This is a genomic window from Pseudomonas rhizoryzae, assembly GCF_005250615.1.
GTDB lineage: Bacteria > Pseudomonadota > Gammaproteobacteria > Pseudomonadales > Pseudomonadaceae > Chryseomonas > Chryseomonas rhizoryzae.
Genome location: NZ_SULM01000007.1, coordinates 353,752 through 368,693, shown reverse-complemented (window position 1 = coordinate 368,693; position 14,942 = coordinate 353,752). Strand labels below are relative to the sequence as shown.

Here is a 14,942-nt window from a genome sequence, read left to right as displayed (position 1 = left end):
CTCGCCGACCTGCATGCTTTGGCACCGCATTTCGTGCTGCCGCATAGGCGCGATTACCGTGCCTATCCGCGGGTCATCAAGCCCAAGCCTTCGAAGTATCCGACCAGAAAGAAAAATGCCAGTCAGGCTTAACTGACTGGCATTAGCCCAAGGGCTGGTTTTTTATTGAGTGCTCACTTCACCAGGATGACCGGCAAAGGCACCTGATGCACCACGCGATGGGCCACCGAACCCAGCAATAGTCCGCTGAGCGACCCCAGGCCGCGGGTACCCATCACCACCGTATCGACATCCAGGTGGCGCGCCATCTCGCCGATGGTCTCGGCGATGCCGCCAAACCCCACGTGGGTCTGTGCCTCGATACCGGCGTCCAACAGCGCCGGACGCGCCTTGGCCAGGATGTCCTCGGCCTTGTCTCTCAGGCTGCCGCGCCACTCCCGCAAGATGCGGTCATCGAAGGGCGCGCCGTAGATCTCCGGCTCGTTCTGCACATTGAGCAGATGCAGCTCCAGCGCCAGACCCGCCTTCACCAGGTCGAGGACGTAGCGCAGGGCATTGTCGGCGCTGGGCGAACCGTCATAGGCAACCAGGACGTTACGCATGGCACATCTCCGCGAGAGGGATATGTCTTCATGCTAGACCGTCCACGTCCGGGTTGCCTGATCCAGATCAAAGGGGCGCGGGCTCAATGGCCTACCCAGTTGAGCGCCGCCTTGGGAATCACCTCGGATTCGTCCAGCTTGCTGGCGAACATACTGACCGCTTCCACGGCGTCGCTGGCACCATCGCGGATCTGCACGATCACCGCGCCGGCCTGGTCCGCCAGTTCCACGCCTTTGATCGCCCGGCCCTGGGTGGTTTCCATGCTGGCGATGGCCTGCTGGGTCTCTCCCAGGATCTTGCCGATCATCTCGGCGATCTCCGCCGTGGCGCTGCTGGTGCGGCCCGCCAACTGGCGCACTTCATCGGCCACCACGGCGAAGCCACGCCCCTGATCGCCGGCACGGGCCGCTTCGATGGCGGCGTTGAGCGCCAGCAGGTTGGTCTGGTCGGCGATGCCGCGGATAGTGTTGACGATGGCGGTGATCTGCTCGGAGCGCTGACCCAGCTGGCCGATCACCTCGGCGGAGGCGCTGACGGTCTGGGCGATCTCGCGCATTTCCTGGGTCGCAGCCTGGATGATCTGGGTGCCGTGTTCGGCGACTTTCTCGGTCTCTGCGGAGATATGGTAGGCGCGGGAAGCACTGCGACCGTCGCTCTCGTGCTTTTCGACCCGTTCGCTGATGTCACTGGCATACTTGACGACCTTGTAGAGCTTGCCAGCGGCATCGTAGACCGGGTTGTAGCTTGCCTCCAGCCACACCACGCGCCCGTGCTTACCAAGGCGTTTGAATTGGCCGCGAAAGAATTCACCCGCGTTCAGACGACGCCAGAAATCACCGTACTCGCTGCTGTTGGCCAGGCTGGGCTCGCAGAACAGCCGATGATGCTGGCCTTGGATCTCACCCAGGCTGTAGCCGAGGGTGGCGAGAAAGTTGGCGTTGGCGGTGAGGATGCGGCCGTCGAGATCGAACTCGATGCAGGCGAGGGCGCGGTCCAGCGCCTTGAGCTTGCTCTGGGCTTCACTGTCGCGCTCGACCTGGCGGGTGACGTCCAGGGCGTATTTCACGACCTTGACTACCCGGCCACTGGCGTCGGGTATCGGGTTGTAACTGGCTTCCAGCCACAGGGTGCGCCCTTGGGCGTCGAGTCGCTGGAAGGTCCCGGACACGAAATCGCCACGCCCGAGCCGATTCCAGAAGTCGCCGTAGTCGCGGCCCTGGACGATCTTCGGCGGGCAGAGTTGGCGATGATGCTGCCCTACCAGGGCATCGGCGCGGTGGCCCGTCAGCCGAAGAAAGTTGTCGTTGGCGCGCAAAATCGTGCCCGACACGTCGAATTCGATCACCGCCATGGAGCGTTCCAGCGCCTGGGTCAGCCCTTGGCTTGCACACAGCTCGCCTTGTAACTGAGCAATAGTCTTCTTGTAGTGGGCGTTGAACATGGCGGGGCTCACTGTCCTGGGGGTATGAGACGACTTATCGGCTCTCACTAAGAAGACTTTATCGACGCCGAGGAGCGGCAAAAAAAGGGCACCCGACGGCTGTCGCAAACGCGCCGGCCTGCGGCGTAAACAGGCATCTTGGGGGAAGTTCCCAGGCCTACCATCGCCGCCAAGGGGGTGGTTTTCACCGCCACACAATTTAGGAGCGCCGCGATGTTTAGTAAGCAGGACCGAATCCAGGGCTACGATGATGCGTTGTTCGCCGCCATGGGCGAGGAATCGCGGCGCCAGGAGCATCACCTGGAGCTGATCGCTTCGGAAAACTACACCAGCCAACGCGTCATGGAAGCCCAGGGCAGCGTGCTGACCAACAAGTACGCCGAAGGCTATCCGGGCAAGCGCTACTACGGTGGCTGCGAGTATGTCGACAAGGTCGAGCAGCTGGCCATCGAGCGCGCCAAGCAACTGTTCGGTGCCGACTACGCCAACGTCCAGCCGCACTCGGGTTCCCAGGCCAACGCCGCTGTCTACCTGGCCCTGCTGCAGGCCGGCGATACCATCCTCGGCATGAGCCTGGCCCACGGCGGCCACCTGACTCACGGTGCCAAGGTCAGCTCCTCCGGCAAGCTGTACAACGCCGTGCAGTATGGCCTGAACACCGACACCGGTCTGATCGACTACGACGAGGTCGAGCGTCTGGCCCAGGAGCACAAGCCCAAGATGATCGTGGCGGGCTTCTCCGCCTACTCCAAGACCCTGGACTTCCAGCGCTTCCGCGATATCGCCGATAGCGTAGGCGCCTATCTGTTCGTCGACATGGCCCACGTCGCCGGCCTGGTCGCCGCCGGTGTCTACCCCAACCCGGTCCCCTTCGCCGACGTGGTCACCACCACCACCCACAAGACCCTGCGCGGTCCCCGCGGCGGCCTGATCCTGTGCAAGGCCAACGCCGACATCGAGAAGAAGCTCAGCGCCGCGGTCTTCCCGGGTGCCCAGGGCGGTCCGCTGATGCATGTCATCGCCGGCAAGGCCGTCTGCTTCAAGGAGGCGCTGGAGCCGGCCTTCAAGAGCTACCAGCAGCAGGTGATCAAGAACGCCCAGGCCATGGCCGGCGTGTTCAAGGCGCGTGGCTTCGACGTGGTCTCCGGTGGCACCGACAACCATCTGTTCCTGGTCAGCCTGATCAAGCAGGGCATCACCGGCAAGGACGCGGACGCCGCCCTGGGCCGCGCCTGCATCACCGTGAACAAGAACGCCGTACCCAACGATCCCCAGTCCCCGTTCGTGACCTCGGGTCTGCGCATCGGCACCCCGGCCCTCACCACCCGTGGCCTTGGCGTCAGCGAGAGCGAGCGCGTGGCCGGCTGGATCTGCGACATCCTCGACCACCTCGGCGACGCCGACGTGGAAGCCCAGGTGGCGCGCCAGGTTGCCGAGCTGTGCCGGGATTACCCGGTCTATCGCTAATCCCGCCGTCCGGGCCTAGCCCCTATCCCACCCCTTTCCCCCTCGCCGGGAAAGGGGAGTCGTCTGTAGGAGTCTCCAGATGCAACGCTATTCCGGCTTCGGCCTCTTCAAGCACTCCCTGAGCCACCACGAAAACTGGCAGCGCATGTGGCGCACGCCCACGCCCAAGCCGGTCTACGACGTGGTCATCGTCGGTGGTGGCGGCCATGGCCTGGCCACTGCGTACTACCTCGCCAAGCAATTCGGCGTGAAGAACGTCGCGGTGATCGAGAAGGGCTGGCTGGGCGGCGGCAACACCGCCCGTAACACCACCATCGTGCGCTCCAACTACCTGTGGGACGAATCCGCGCAGCTCTACGAGCATGCCATGAAGCTGTGGGAAGGCCTGTCCCAGGACCTCAACTACAACGTCATGTTCTCCCAGCGCGGCGTCTACAACCTCTGCCATACCCTGCAGGACATGCGCGACTCCGAGCGCCGGGTCAGCGCAAACCGCCTGAACGGTGTGGACGGCGAACTGCTCGACACCCGTCAGGTGGCCGAAGAGATCCCCTACCTGGACTGCAGCAAGAACACCCGCTATCCGATCCTCGGCGCCACGGTTCAGCGTCGCGGTGGTGTGGCCCGTCACGACGCCGTGGCCTGGGGTTTCGCCCGCGCGGCCGATGCCCTGGGCGTCGACCTGATCCAACAGACCGAAGTCACCGGCTTCCGCAAGCAGGATGGCAAGGTGATCGGCGTGGAGACCACCCGTGGCTTCATCGGCGCCCGGCGCGTCGGCGTGGTCACCGCCGGTAACTCCGGCCACATGGCCAAGCTCGCCGGCTTCCGTCTGCCGCTCGAATCCCACCCGCTGCAGGCCCTGGTGTCCGAGCCGATCAAGCCCATCATCGACAGCGTCATCATGTCCAACGCGGTACACGGCTACATCAGCCAGTCCGACAAGGGCGACCTGGTGATCGGTGCCGGTATCGACAGCTGGGTCGGCTATGGCCAGCGTGGCTCCTATCCGGTGATCGAGCACACCCTGCAGGCCATCGTCGAGATGTTCCCGATCCTCTCGCGGGTGCGCATGAACCGCCAGTGGGGCGGCATCGTGGACACCTGCCCGGATGCCTGCCCGATCATTTCCAAGACGCCGGTGGAGAACCTGTTCTTCAACTGCGGCTGGGGCACCGGTGGCTTCAAGGCTACCCCCGGTTCGGGCAACGTCTTCGCGGCATCGCTCGCTGCGGGCGAGATGCATCCGCTGGCCAAACCCTTCTCCATCGACCGTTTCCACACCGGTGCGCTGATCGACGAACACGGCGCTGCGGCCGTCGCGCACTAAGGAGCCCGAGCATGTTGTACATCCGTTGTCCCCACTGTGGGGAGTTGCGCTCCGAAGAAGAATTCCACGCGGCCGGCGAAGCGCACATCGCGCGCCCCCTGGATCCCGAAGCCTGCAGCGACAAGGAGTGGGGCGAGTACATGTTCTTCCGTACCAACCCGCGCGGCTTGCGCCACGAACTTTGGGTGCACGCTTCGGGGTGCCGCCAGTACTTCAACGCCACCCGTAACACCGAGACCTACGAAATTCTCGAAACCTATCCGATCGGCGAGCAACCCCGCTTCACCGCCGAGCGAGGAGAGCGCACATGAGCCAGGTCCATCGACTCACCCAGGGCGGTCGCCTGGACCGCAGCCAGGCCATCACCTTCACCTTCAACGGTCAGACCTATCAGGGCTTCAAGGGTGACACCCTGGCGTCGGCCCTGCTGGCCAACGGCGTGGATATCGTCGGGCGTAGCTTCAAGTACTCCCGGCCGCGCGGCATCGTCGCTGCGGGCGCCGAAGAGCCCAACGCCATCATGCAGATCGGCGCGACCGAAGCCACCCAGATCCCCAACGTCCGCGCCACCCAGCAAGCCCTGTATCAGGGTCTGGTAGCCGCCAGCACCAATGGCTGGCCCAGCGTGAACAATGACCTCATGGGGATTCTTGGCAAGGTCGGCGGCAAGATGATGCCGCCCGGCTTCTACTACAAGACCTTCATGTATCCGCAGAATCTGTGGATGACCTACGAGAAGTACATCCGTAAGGCGGCCGGTCTCGGGCGTGCGCCGACCCAGGTCGATCCGGATACCTACGATAATTTCAACCAGCACTGCGATGTGTTGGTCGTTGGTGGTGGTGCCGCCGGCCTGGCCGCAGCCCTGGCCGCCGGCCGCAGTGGTGCCCGGGTGATCCTGGCTGACGAGCAGGAAGAATTTGGTGGCAGCCTGCTGGACAGCCGCGAGCGTCTCGATGGCGCCCCGGCGGCCGAGTGGGTAACCAAGGCCGTGGCCGAGTTGCAGGGCTTGGACAACGTCGTGCTGCTGCCGCGCGCCACGGTGAACGGCTATCACGACCACAACTTCCTCACCATTCATGAGCGCCTGACCGACCACCTGGGTGATCGCGCGCCCCATGGCCAGGTGCGTCAGCGCCTGCACCGTGTCCGTGCCACTCGCGTGGTGCTGGCAACCGGCGCCCACGAGCGTCCGCTGGTGTACGCCAACAACGACCTGCCGGGCAACATGGTAGCCGGCGCCGTTTCCACCTATATCCGTCGCTATGCCGTGGCCCCGGGCCAGCGCCTGGTGCTGTCCACCAACAACGATTACGCCTACCGCGTGGCTCTGGACTGGCTCGAAGCCGGTCGCCAGGTGGTGGCCATCGCCGATGCGCGTCCCAATCCGCGTGGCGCCTGGGTCGAGGAAGTCCGCAAGCGTGGCGTGCGCGTCATGGGCGGTACCGCCGTCAGCGAGGCCCGCGGCAGTACCCGCGTGACCGGCGCCAAGATCGCCACCATCGACCTGACCGCCTTCCGCACCCTGGGTGCGGGCGAGTGGCTCGACTGCGACCTCATCGCCACCTCCGGCGGCTATAGCCCGGTGGTCCACCTGGCCTCGCACCTGGGCGGCCGTCCGCTGTGGCGCGATGACATCCAGGCCTTCGTCCCCGGTCCGGCGCCGCAGAAGCGCGTCTGTGCCGGAGGCGTGAACGGCGTCTTCGCCCTAGGTGACGTCCTGGCCGATGGTTTCGAAGCCGGCGCGACCGCTGCCGCCGAAGCCGGTGCCCAGGTCGTCAGCGGTGAGGTGCCCCAGGCCGAATACCGTCAGGAAGAGCCGACCCTGGCGCTGTTCCAGGTACCCCACGACAAGCCTTCGTCGCGGGCACCCAAGCAGTTCGTCGATCTGCAGAACGACGTGACCGCCGCCGGCATCGAGCTGGCCTGCCGCGAGGGCTTCGAGTCCATCGAGCACGTCAAGCGCTACACCGCCATGGGCTTCGGTACCGACCAGGGCAAGCTGGGCAACATCAACGGTCTGGCCATCGCCGCCCGCGTGCAGAGCAAGGCCATCCCGGAAGTCGGCACCACCATGTTCCGCCCGAACTACACCCCGGTGACCTTCGGCGCCATTGCCGGTCGCCACTGCGGTGCCCTGTTCGAACCCAAGCGCTACACCGCGCTGCACGCCTGGCACCTCAAGCAGGGTGCACTGTTCGAAGATGTCGGCCAGTGGAAGCGGCCCTGGTACTTCCCCAAGGCGGGCGAGGATCTGCATGCCGCGGTCAACCGCGAGTGCCTGGCCGTCCGCCGCAGTGTCGGTCTGCTCGACGCCTCCACCCTGGGCAAGATCGACATCCAGGGCAAGGATGCGCGGGAATTCCTCAACCGCGTCTACACCAACGCCTGGACCAAGCTGGACATCGGCAAGGCGCGCTACGGCCTGATGTGCAAGGAAGACGGCATGGTCTTCGACGACGGCGTCACCGCCTGTCTCGCCGACAACCACTTCCTGATGACCACCACCACCGGCGGCGCCGCGCGCGTCTTCGAATGGCTGGAGCTGTACCACCAGACCGAATGGCCGGAACTGGAGGTGTACTTCACCTCGGTCACCGACCACTGGGCGACCCTGACCCTGTCCGGCCCCAACAGCCGCAAGCTGCTGGCCAAGCTGACCGACATCGATCTGGATAACGCCGCCTTCCCCTTCATGGCCTGGAAGGAAGGTCAGGTGGGTGGCGTACCGGCACGGGTGTTCCGTATCTCCTTCACCGGCGAGCTCTCCTACGAGATCAACGTACCGGCCAACTACGCCATGGGCGTTCTGGAGCAGGTGGTGGCCGCAGGCAAGGAATTCGACCTCACCCCCTACGGCACCGAAACCATGCACGTGCTGCGGGCGGAGAAGGGCTTCATCATCATCGGCCAGGACACCGATGGCTCGGTCACGCCGCAGGACCTGGGCATGGGCTGGGCCGTCAGCCTGAACAAGAGCTTCTCCTTCATCGGCAAACGCGGCATGCATCGCCAGGATTGCGTCCGCGAGAACCGCAAGCAACTGGTCGGCCTCAAGCCGCTGGATGCCCGCGATGTGCTGCCGGAAGGTGCTCAACTGGTGTTCGAGCGTAATCAGCCGATCCCGATGGACATGGTCGGTCACGTCACCTCCAGCTACTACAGCGCGACCCTGGGTTATGGCTTCGCCATGGCCATGGTCAAGGGTGGCCTGAGCCGCATGGGCCAGACCGTCTACGCACCGCTGGCCGATGGCCGCTACGTCGCTGCCGAGATCGTCTCGCCGGTGTTCTACGACCCCAAGGGTGAGCGGCAGAACGTCGCCTAACGAGGATAGCGCCCCATGAACGACATCAATGTTTACGATCAATACTCCGCCAAGGCGCGCGCCGAATCCCCGCTGTTCCACGCCGAGCTGAATAAGCTGGCGGGACGTGGCCCGGCCAACGCCGGGGTCACCCTGCGCGAGCGAGCCCTGCTGGGACATCTGGTCATCCGTGGCGATGCCCATGACGAGGGTTTCACCGGCGCGGTGGCCAGTGTGGTCGGGCTGGAAGTGCCCGGTCCGCTGGCGATCACCCAGAAGGGCGAGAGCTCGCTGCAGTGGCTCGGCCCGGACGAGTGGCTGCTGGTGGTGCCCGGTGGCACCGAGTTCGCTACCGAGCAAGCCCTGCGCCAGGCGCTCGGCGAGCGCCATGTCGCCATCGTCAACGTCGGTGGTGGCCAGACGCTGGTCGAACTCAAGGGCCCCAAGGTCCGCGAAGTGCTGATGAAGTCCACCTCCTATGACGTCCATCCGAACAGCTTTCCGGTCGGCAAGGCGGTGGGTACGGTATTCGCCAAGTCCCAACTGGTGATCCGCCACACGGCGGAAGACACCTGGGAACTGGTGGTGCGCCGCAGCTTCGCCGACTACGTCTGGCTGTGGCTGCAGGACGCGAGTGCCGAGTACGGACTGCGCATCGAGGCCTGATCGGTCGCTGCGTTCAGTCGCGCTCTATTGAACCCGACCTGCGTGATGCGCAGGTCGGGTTTTGTGGTTTTGGCTTCATCTCAATGCAAAGGAATTCATCATGAGCCGTACGCCCGATACCTGGATTCTCACCGCCCAGAGCCCGAGCCGCCTCGGCACCGTGGACGTGGTCACGCGCTATCTATTCGAGCAGGGTTGCTACGTGACCCAGCATCACAGCTTCGATGATCGCGAAGCCCAGCGCTTTTTCATCCGGGTCGAATTCCAGGTGCCTGCCGACTTCAACGAAGGCCTGTTCCGGGTAGGGCTGGATCTGCGCTTCACGCCCTTCGACATGACCTTCGAGCTGGTGCCGCCGGGCTATCGAGCCAAGGTCGCCATCATGGTTTCCAAGGCGGATCACTGCCTCAACGACTTGCTCTATCGCCAGCGTATCGGCCAGTTGCCCATGGATGTAGTCGCGGTCATCTCCAATCATCCGGATCTCGAGCCGCTGGCGGCCTGGCATGGCATTCCCTATCACCATTTCCCGCTCGATCCGCAGGACAAGCCGGCCCAGGAGGCCAAGGTCTGGCAGGTGTTGCAGGAGACAGGTGCTGAGCTGGTCATTCTCGCGCGCTACATGCAGGTGTTGTCTCCCGAACTCTGCCGACAACTCGATGGCTGGGCGATCAACATCCATCACTCCTTGCTGCCAGGCTTCAAGGGCGCGCGCCCCTATCACCAGGCTTATGCCAAGGGCGTGAAGCTGGTGGGCGCCACGGCGCACTACATCAATAATGACCTGGACGAGGGCCCGATCATCGCCCAGGGCGTCGAACCCGTGGACCATGCGCACTATGCCGAAGATCTGGTGGCCAAGGGGCGTGACATCGAATGCCTCACCCTGGCGCGGGCCGTGGGTTATCACCTGGATCGGCGAGTCTTTCTCAATACCGGCCGGACGGTGGTGCTTTAAGACGCTCGTTATTCCTTGACGGTTCTGCCAGGGGCGCTGCGTATACCCTGGCAGAAGTAACCTTCCTTCCGTTCTTCCGGCCTCGCCTTCATCTTCTATTTTCCGCTTGCGCGACTCGCATGGTGAGCGGCCATCAATTGCGCTTGTGACTGCTCTTCATCCCTAACGCTAATCGTACCCAGAGATTGCCTTGCCTAAGGCCAATGGAAAGCTAACGTCGCAGCGCAGACGTTCTGACGCATGCGGACGCAGCAAGAAAATATTGTTTTGCTAAGAGGATGAGGGTGCGGCTATCGCGAGATGGCTGGCCATCAACTGGCCAAGAGTAGCGGGACTTCGGTGGGACTCCAAACGCCCCAGTACGAGAGACTGGGGCGTTTGCAAGGGCGATCAACCCGCCTGGGACAGTTGCGAGCGAACCGCTGGCGGCGCGACGTCTTCATCACCTGCCTTTTCCAGATTCTTACCCAGCAGGGCGTGGTAGAGCTCCTTGTCGCCGAGGATGCCGACGGCACGGCCATCGGTTTCCAGGACCAGCTTGTGACCGGTGTGATAGCGGATCTCGAGGGCATCGCGCATGCGGATATCGGCTGGCGCCAGGGTCGGTTGACGCTGCAGGCTGCTGATAGGCATATCCGGGTTCCAGCGCTGCAGGGACAGACTTTCGCCGCCGCGACGCAGGGCCTTGACCACCTGGCCATCCAGGGCCAGCCAGATGTCATGGCTGCGCTCCAGGCAGATCTCGTTGCCTTCACGGCCGCACTTGTCCAGACCACGCATCAGGCTGTAGCCGCTGAGCACGTTGAGCGGATTGGTGTGGGCGACGAAGGTGCGCACGTACTCGTCCGCCGGATTGAGCACGATATCCTCAGGGCGGCCGTGCTGGATGATGCGACCGTCCTTCATGATGGCGATATTGGTGCCGATCTTCAGCGCCTCGTCCAGATCGTGGCTGACGAAGACGATGGTCTTGTTGACCTTGGCTTGCAGCTGCAGCAGTTCATCCTGCAGCTGCTGGCGGATCAGCGGGTCGAGGGCGGAGAAGGGCTCGTCCATCAGCAGGATGTCGGCGTCCATGGCCAGGGCGCGGGCCAGGCCGACGCGCTGCTGCATGCCACCGGAGAGGGAATCGGGCTTCTTGTTGCGCCATTGGGTCAGACCGACCAACTCCAGCTTCTCGTCGACCAGCTTCTTGCGCTCGGCTGCCGAACGGCCCTGCATTTCCAGGCCGAAGCCTACGTTCTCGGCCACGGTCAGCCAGGGCATCAGAGCGAACTTCTGGAACACCATGGCGATGCGGGTGGTGCGCATGTCCTTGAGGACGGCGGGGGAGCAATTGGCGATATCCACCTGGCTGCCCTGATGCTCGATCAAAAGCTTGCCACGGCTCACGGTATTCAGGCCGTTGATGCAGCGGAGCAGACTGGATTTGCCCGAGCCGGACAGGCCCATCAACACGCAGATCTCACCCTTCTGGACCTCCAGGCAGGCATCCTCGACGCCCAGTACCTGGCCGGTTTCCTGCAGGATCTCGTTGCGGCCCTTGCCCTGGTCGAGCAGCTCCAGGGCACGCTTGCTCTGCTTGCCAAAGATGACATCGACATGTTCGAAACGAATAGCGGTCATGACTTATTTAACCTCGCGTGGGGCGGGTTGCTTGCACACCCGGTCGAGCAGGATGGCGATCAGGACGATGGACAGCCCGGCTTCGAAGCCCAGGGAGATGTCCGCGGTGTTGAGCGCGTTCACCACCGGCTTGCCCAGGCCGTCGGCACCCACCAGCGCGGCGATCACCACCATGGACAGCGAGAGCATGATGCACTGGGTGATACCGGCACCGATGCTGGGCATGGCGTGCGGGAGTTCGATACGGGTCAGCAACTGCCAGCGCGAGCAACCGAAGGCCTTGCCGGCGTCCATCAGTTCGGCCGGGACATCCTGGATACCCAGGCAGGTCAGGCGAATGGGGGCGGCCACGGCGAAGACCACGGTGGAGATCAGTCCCGGCACTACGCCCAGGCCGAACAGGGTCAGGGTGGGGATCAGGTAGACGAAGGTCGGCACCGTCTGCATCAGGTCGAGCACCGGACGCAGGCCGGTGTAGAACCAGGGCTTGTGGGCCGCGATGATGCCCAACGGCACGCCGACGGCGATGCACACCAGGGTGGCGAACACCACCTGGGCCAGGGTTTCCATGGTCTCCTGCCAATAGCCCAGGTTGAGGATCAGCAGCAAGGCGGCGAGGGCGAACACGGTGAGCCCGATGCTACGTTGCAGCAGATACACCCCGACCACTACCAGGCCGATGAAGGCCAACGGGTGGAACCACATCAGGCCGGCGGTAAGGCCGTGGATGAGGGAGGAGAGTACGTCGGAGATCTTGTCGAACACGCTGGCGCCATGCAGCGTCAGCCAGTCGATGAAATTGGCGATGTACTGTCCCAAGGGAAGTTTGTGTTCTGTTAGCAACATAGCGAAGCTCGTCATAGCGATGCCCGTCAGCTGGTCTGTGGAAGGAAGGAGCAGGCAGAGTTGCTCCGGCTGCGGCAGTTCCCACCCGAACCGGCGTGGGAGGGTTGGAAGTCGTACTTGTTACAGGCCGGCAGCCTTGACCGCGGCGAGACCCGGTTTGCCATCACGCGTGGTCACCCCGGCCAGCCACTGTTCGAGTTGCTGCGGATGAGCCTTGATCCAGGCTTTGGCGGCGGCGCTCGGCGCCTCTTTTTCGTTGAGGACCTTGTCCATCAGCTGGTTTTCCATGTCCAGGGTGAAGGACAGGTTGGTCAGCAGCTTGCCCACGTTCGGGCATTCCTGGACGTAGCCCTTGCGGACGTTGGTGTAGATGGTGGCGCCACCGTAGTTGGGACCGAAGACGTCGTCGCCGCCCGAGAGGTACTTCATCTTGAAGCGGGTGTTCATCGGATGGGGTTCCCAGCCGAGGAAGACCACCCACTGCTTGCGCCGCTCGGCGCGCTGCACCTGGGACAGCATGCCCGCTTCACTGGATTCAACCAGCTTGAACTTACCCAGATCGAAGGTGTTCTTGTCGATCATGCCCTGGATCAGGCGGTTACCGTCGTTGCCTGGCTCGATGCCATAGATCTTGTCGTCGAACTTGTCGGCGTACTTGGCGAGGTCGGCGAAGGTCTTCACCCCGGCATCGTAGACGTAGTCGGGTACCGCCAGGGTGTACTTGGCGCCTTCGAGGTTGGCGCGCAGCGTCTCGACGCTGCCATTGTCGGTGTAGGGCTTGATATCGGCGGCCATGCTCGGCATCCAGTTGCCGAGGAAGACGTCGATATCCTTGTTCTGCAGCGACTTGTAGGTAACGGGTACGGAGATCATGTTGGTCGTGGTCTGGTAACCGAGGGCCTTCAGCACCTCGCTGGTTACCGCCGTGGTGACCGTGATGTCGGTCCAGCCGACGTCAGCAAAGCGAACCTTGTCACAAGAAGCTGGCTCGGCGGCCAGCGCGACCAGCGGAGCCGACAGTGCAACACCCAAGAGCCAACGGGAACGACCTTTCATGGACAACTCTCCTAGAGTTTGGCGGAGGGCTTTTCGATGAGCCCCGCGTGTATTTATCTGTAACCTATCCCCCCAGGCTCGCCTACCGCCTGCGTCGCTAGCAGTGTACGCGGCGTCGTAACCAGAAGCGGAAATGTCGCATCCAGCTTGAACCCCTTGAGCCTCGGCACAGCGTGGAGGAAAGATCAGGTAATTTCCGTGATCCGCTGGCGCGGCCTGGCTGGAAAACTCGGTTCGATAGCTGCAGCAGTACCTCGGCAGGCCTTGTGTGAGGCGCGCGTCAATTGGCCAGGCTGGCCTTGACCGCGGCGTTTCCCGGGGCGCCGCTGCGCGTGTTGACGCCCTTGAGCCAGGCCTCCAGCTGCTCGGGGTTCTGCTTGAGCCAGGTTCGCACCGCACGCCGCGGGTTCTCCTGCTCGTTGGCCACCCGATCCATCAGGAGGTTCTCCATGGCCGGGGTGAAGACCAGGTTGCCGAGCAGTTTGCCGACGTTGGGACATTGCTGGGCGTAACCCTTGCGTACCACGGTATAGACCGTGGCGCCGCCCTGGTTCGGGCCGAAGTAATCGTCCCCGCCGTCGAGATAGGCCAGCTTGTATCTCAGGTTCATCGGATGCGGTTCCCAGGCGAGGAAGACGATCCACTGATTGTTCAGCAAGTGCTTCATGCGCACCTGAGTCAACATGCCTTGCTCGCTGGATTCGTCGAGTTTGAAGTCACCCAGGCCGAAGGCGTTGCTGGCAATCATCTTCTTGACCAAGGCGTTACCGTCGTTGCCCTTCTCGATGCCATAGAGGGTGTGGTCGAAGCGATCGCCGAAGCGGGCGATGTCGGCGAAATTCTTCACCCCAGCGTCGTAGACGTATTGGGGGACGGCCAGGGTGTAGCGGGCCCCTTCGAGATTGCTGCGCAGCCGCTCGACGCTGCCGTTGTCGATAAAGGCCTGGCTGACCTTGGCCTGCGCCGGCATCCAGTTGCCGAGGAAGACATCGGCATCGTTCTTGGCCAAGGCGTCGTAGCTGTTTGGCAGGGATAGGCGGGTAACCTCGGTTTCATAACCGAGCGCGCCGAGCAGATAGCGGGCCATCGCGTTGGTGATCGCAAGATCGCTCCAACCGACGTCGGTGAAGCGCACGCTACGACAGTTTTCGGGTTCGGCGGCCTGGAGGGTCGTGCACAACAACAGGCCGGACAGTGCCACGCAGACGGCTATCTTCATCCTGGACTCCAGTGATCAGGAAGGTCGAAAACTTCACCGCTGCACTTACCGAGCCGTCTAGTAGCGCTGTTTGCGGCCTGGCGCTACAAGTAAGCAGAAGAGCGACAGGCGGTTGTGGCCCTGACCTAGAACCGTGCTCGCTGAGTCGAGTTGCCACATTTTGGCGCGCCCCCGTTACGCTTTGGTGTTACCGAGGTAGCAGGTATGGCCACTGGCTATCAATAAAAGGTCGGTCTGGGATGCGTTTGGTCGCAACTAAAAACCCTATTCAATCAAGGCCCTCTCGCCCTGGGGCGTGGTTTGTCCGGCGCAGACCGCTTCGGCAGTGAAAGGTTCTGCCGATTCCGGCATGGGATTTGCGACATAACTTACGTGTCCGCGACATCTTGCCTGGCCCAGGCCGTTCGCCGGACTTCAAAAGAG

General features: G+C 63.3%; 11 protein-coding genes and 2 pseudogenes. 6 read left to right on the top strand and 7 right to left on the bottom strand.

What is annotated here, in order from left to right; all coding sequences use genetic code 11:
- Positions 1 to 173: 173 nt before the first annotated feature.
- From FAZ11_RS14000 to FAZ11_RS25515, 3 genes and pseudogenes are all read right to left on the bottom strand, one after another.
- Positions 174 to 602, bottom strand: a complete 429-nt coding sequence (locus tag FAZ11_RS14000; RefSeq protein WP_058773772.1) for a universal stress protein — start codon at positions 600 to 602, stop codon at positions 174 to 176.
- Positions 603 to 685: 83 nt separating this feature from the next.
- A pseudogene (locus FAZ11_RS25520) lies at positions 686 to 1,162 on the bottom strand (methyl-accepting chemotaxis protein); the annotation flags it as partial.
- Positions 1,163 to 1,273: 111 nt separating this feature from the next.
- Positions 1,274 to 2,044: pseudogene (locus FAZ11_RS25515) on the bottom strand (PAS domain-containing protein); the annotation flags it as partial.
- Positions 2,045 to 2,257: 213 nt separating this feature from the next.
- On the opposite strand from FAZ11_RS25515, the gene glyA reads away from it, so the two are divergent.
- The 6 genes from glyA to purU all read left to right on the top strand — a co-directional run bounded on the left by glyA (position 2,258) and on the right by purU (position 9,772).
- Complete coding sequence (gene glyA, locus FAZ11_RS13990; RefSeq protein WP_058763061.1) at positions 2,258 to 3,511, top strand: serine hydroxymethyltransferase; 1,254 nt, start codon at positions 2,258 to 2,260, stop codon at positions 3,509 to 3,511.
- Between the two features lie 79 nt (positions 3,512 to 3,590).
- Positions 3,591 to 4,841 carry a sarcosine oxidase subunit beta family protein gene (locus FAZ11_RS13985; protein ID WP_058768398.1) on the top strand — a complete coding sequence of 417 codons (1,251 nt, stop codon included), beginning with the start codon at positions 3,591 to 3,593 and terminating at the stop codon, positions 4,839 to 4,841.
- 11 nt (positions 4,842 to 4,852) lie between these two features.
- On the top strand, positions 4,853 to 5,152 hold the full coding sequence (locus FAZ11_RS13980) for a sarcosine oxidase subunit delta (protein WP_058763066.1): 300 nt from the start codon (positions 4,853 to 4,855) through the stop codon (positions 5,150 to 5,152).
- Complete coding sequence (locus FAZ11_RS13975; protein WP_058785397.1) at positions 5,149 to 8,169, top strand: sarcosine oxidase subunit alpha; 3,021 nt, start codon at positions 5,149 to 5,151, stop codon at positions 8,167 to 8,169. The genes FAZ11_RS13980 and FAZ11_RS13975 overlap by 4 nt, the downstream gene beginning before the upstream one ends.
- 15 nt (positions 8,170 to 8,184) lie before the next feature.
- Positions 8,185 to 8,814: a sarcosine oxidase subunit gamma gene (locus FAZ11_RS13970; RefSeq protein WP_058763070.1), complete on the top strand. Its 630-nt coding sequence runs from the start codon at positions 8,185 to 8,187 to the stop codon at positions 8,812 to 8,814.
- Between the two features lie 100 nt (positions 8,815 to 8,914).
- Entirely contained in the window at positions 8,915 to 9,772 is an 858-nt protein-coding gene (purU, locus tag FAZ11_RS13965) for a formyltetrahydrofolate deformylase (RefSeq protein WP_058763072.1), read from the top strand.
- Between the two features lie 390 nt (positions 9,773 to 10,162).
- On the opposite strand, the gene choV is transcribed toward purU, so the two are convergent.
- The 4 genes from choV to choX all read right to left on the bottom strand — a co-directional run bounded on the left by choV (position 10,163) and on the right by choX (position 14,519).
- Positions 10,163 to 11,398, bottom strand: a complete 1,236-nt coding sequence (gene choV / locus FAZ11_RS13960) for a choline ABC transporter ATP-binding protein (protein WP_058768395.1) — start codon at positions 11,396 to 11,398, stop codon at positions 10,163 to 10,165.
- Between the two features lie 3 nt (positions 11,399 to 11,401).
- A complete protein-coding gene (gene choW / locus FAZ11_RS13955) occupies positions 11,402 to 12,244 on the bottom strand; it encodes a choline ABC transporter permease subunit (RefSeq protein WP_058763076.1) in 843 nt (280 codons plus the stop codon).
- 120 nt (positions 12,245 to 12,364) lie between these two features.
- Complete coding sequence (locus FAZ11_RS13950; RefSeq protein WP_074529037.1) at positions 12,365 to 13,300, bottom strand: choline ABC transporter substrate-binding protein; 936 nt, start codon at positions 13,298 to 13,300, stop codon at positions 12,365 to 12,367.
- A gap of 280 nt (positions 13,301 to 13,580) precedes the next feature.
- Positions 13,581 to 14,519, bottom strand: a complete 939-nt coding sequence (choX, locus tag FAZ11_RS13945) for a choline ABC transporter substrate-binding protein (protein ID WP_058773768.1) — start codon at positions 14,517 to 14,519, stop codon at positions 13,581 to 13,583.
- Positions 14,520 to 14,942: the final 423 nt, after the last annotated feature.

What these genes read in the sequence shown, in the direction of transcription:
- FAZ11_RS14000 (WP_058773772.1), bottom strand. Translation starts at nt 602, where the DNA reads ATGCGTAACGTCCTGGTTGCCTATGACGGTTCGCCCAGCGCCGACAAT.
- glyA (WP_058763061.1), top strand. Translation starts at nt 2,258, where the DNA reads ATGTTTAGTAAGCAGGACCGAATCCAGGGCTACGATGATGCGTTGTTC.
- FAZ11_RS13985 (WP_058768398.1), top strand. Translation starts at nt 3,591, where the DNA reads ATGCAACGCTATTCCGGCTTCGGCCTCTTCAAGCACTCCCTGAGCCAC.
- FAZ11_RS13980 (WP_058763066.1), top strand. Translation starts at nt 4,853, where the DNA reads ATGTTGTACATCCGTTGTCCCCACTGTGGGGAGTTGCGCTCCGAAGAA.
- FAZ11_RS13975 (WP_058785397.1), top strand. Translation starts at nt 5,149, where the DNA reads ATGAGCCAGGTCCATCGACTCACCCAGGGCGGTCGCCTGGACCGCAGC.
- FAZ11_RS13970 (WP_058763070.1), top strand. Translation starts at nt 8,185, where the DNA reads ATGAACGACATCAATGTTTACGATCAATACTCCGCCAAGGCGCGCGCC.
- purU (WP_058763072.1), top strand. Translation starts at nt 8,915, where the DNA reads ATGAGCCGTACGCCCGATACCTGGATTCTCACCGCCCAGAGCCCGAGC.
- choV (WP_058768395.1), bottom strand. Translation starts at nt 11,398, where the DNA reads ATGACCGCTATTCGTTTCGAACATGTCGATGTCATCTTTGGCAAGCAG.
- choW (WP_058763076.1), bottom strand. Translation starts at nt 12,244, where the DNA reads ATGTTGCTAACAGAACACAAACTTCCCTTGGGACAGTACATCGCCAAT.
- FAZ11_RS13950 (WP_074529037.1), bottom strand. Translation starts at nt 13,300, where the DNA reads ATGAAAGGTCGTTCCCGTTGGCTCTTGGGTGTTGCACTGTCGGCTCCG.
- choX (WP_058773768.1), bottom strand. Translation starts at nt 14,519, where the DNA reads ATGAAGATAGCCGTCTGCGTGGCACTGTCCGGCCTGTTGTTGTGCACG.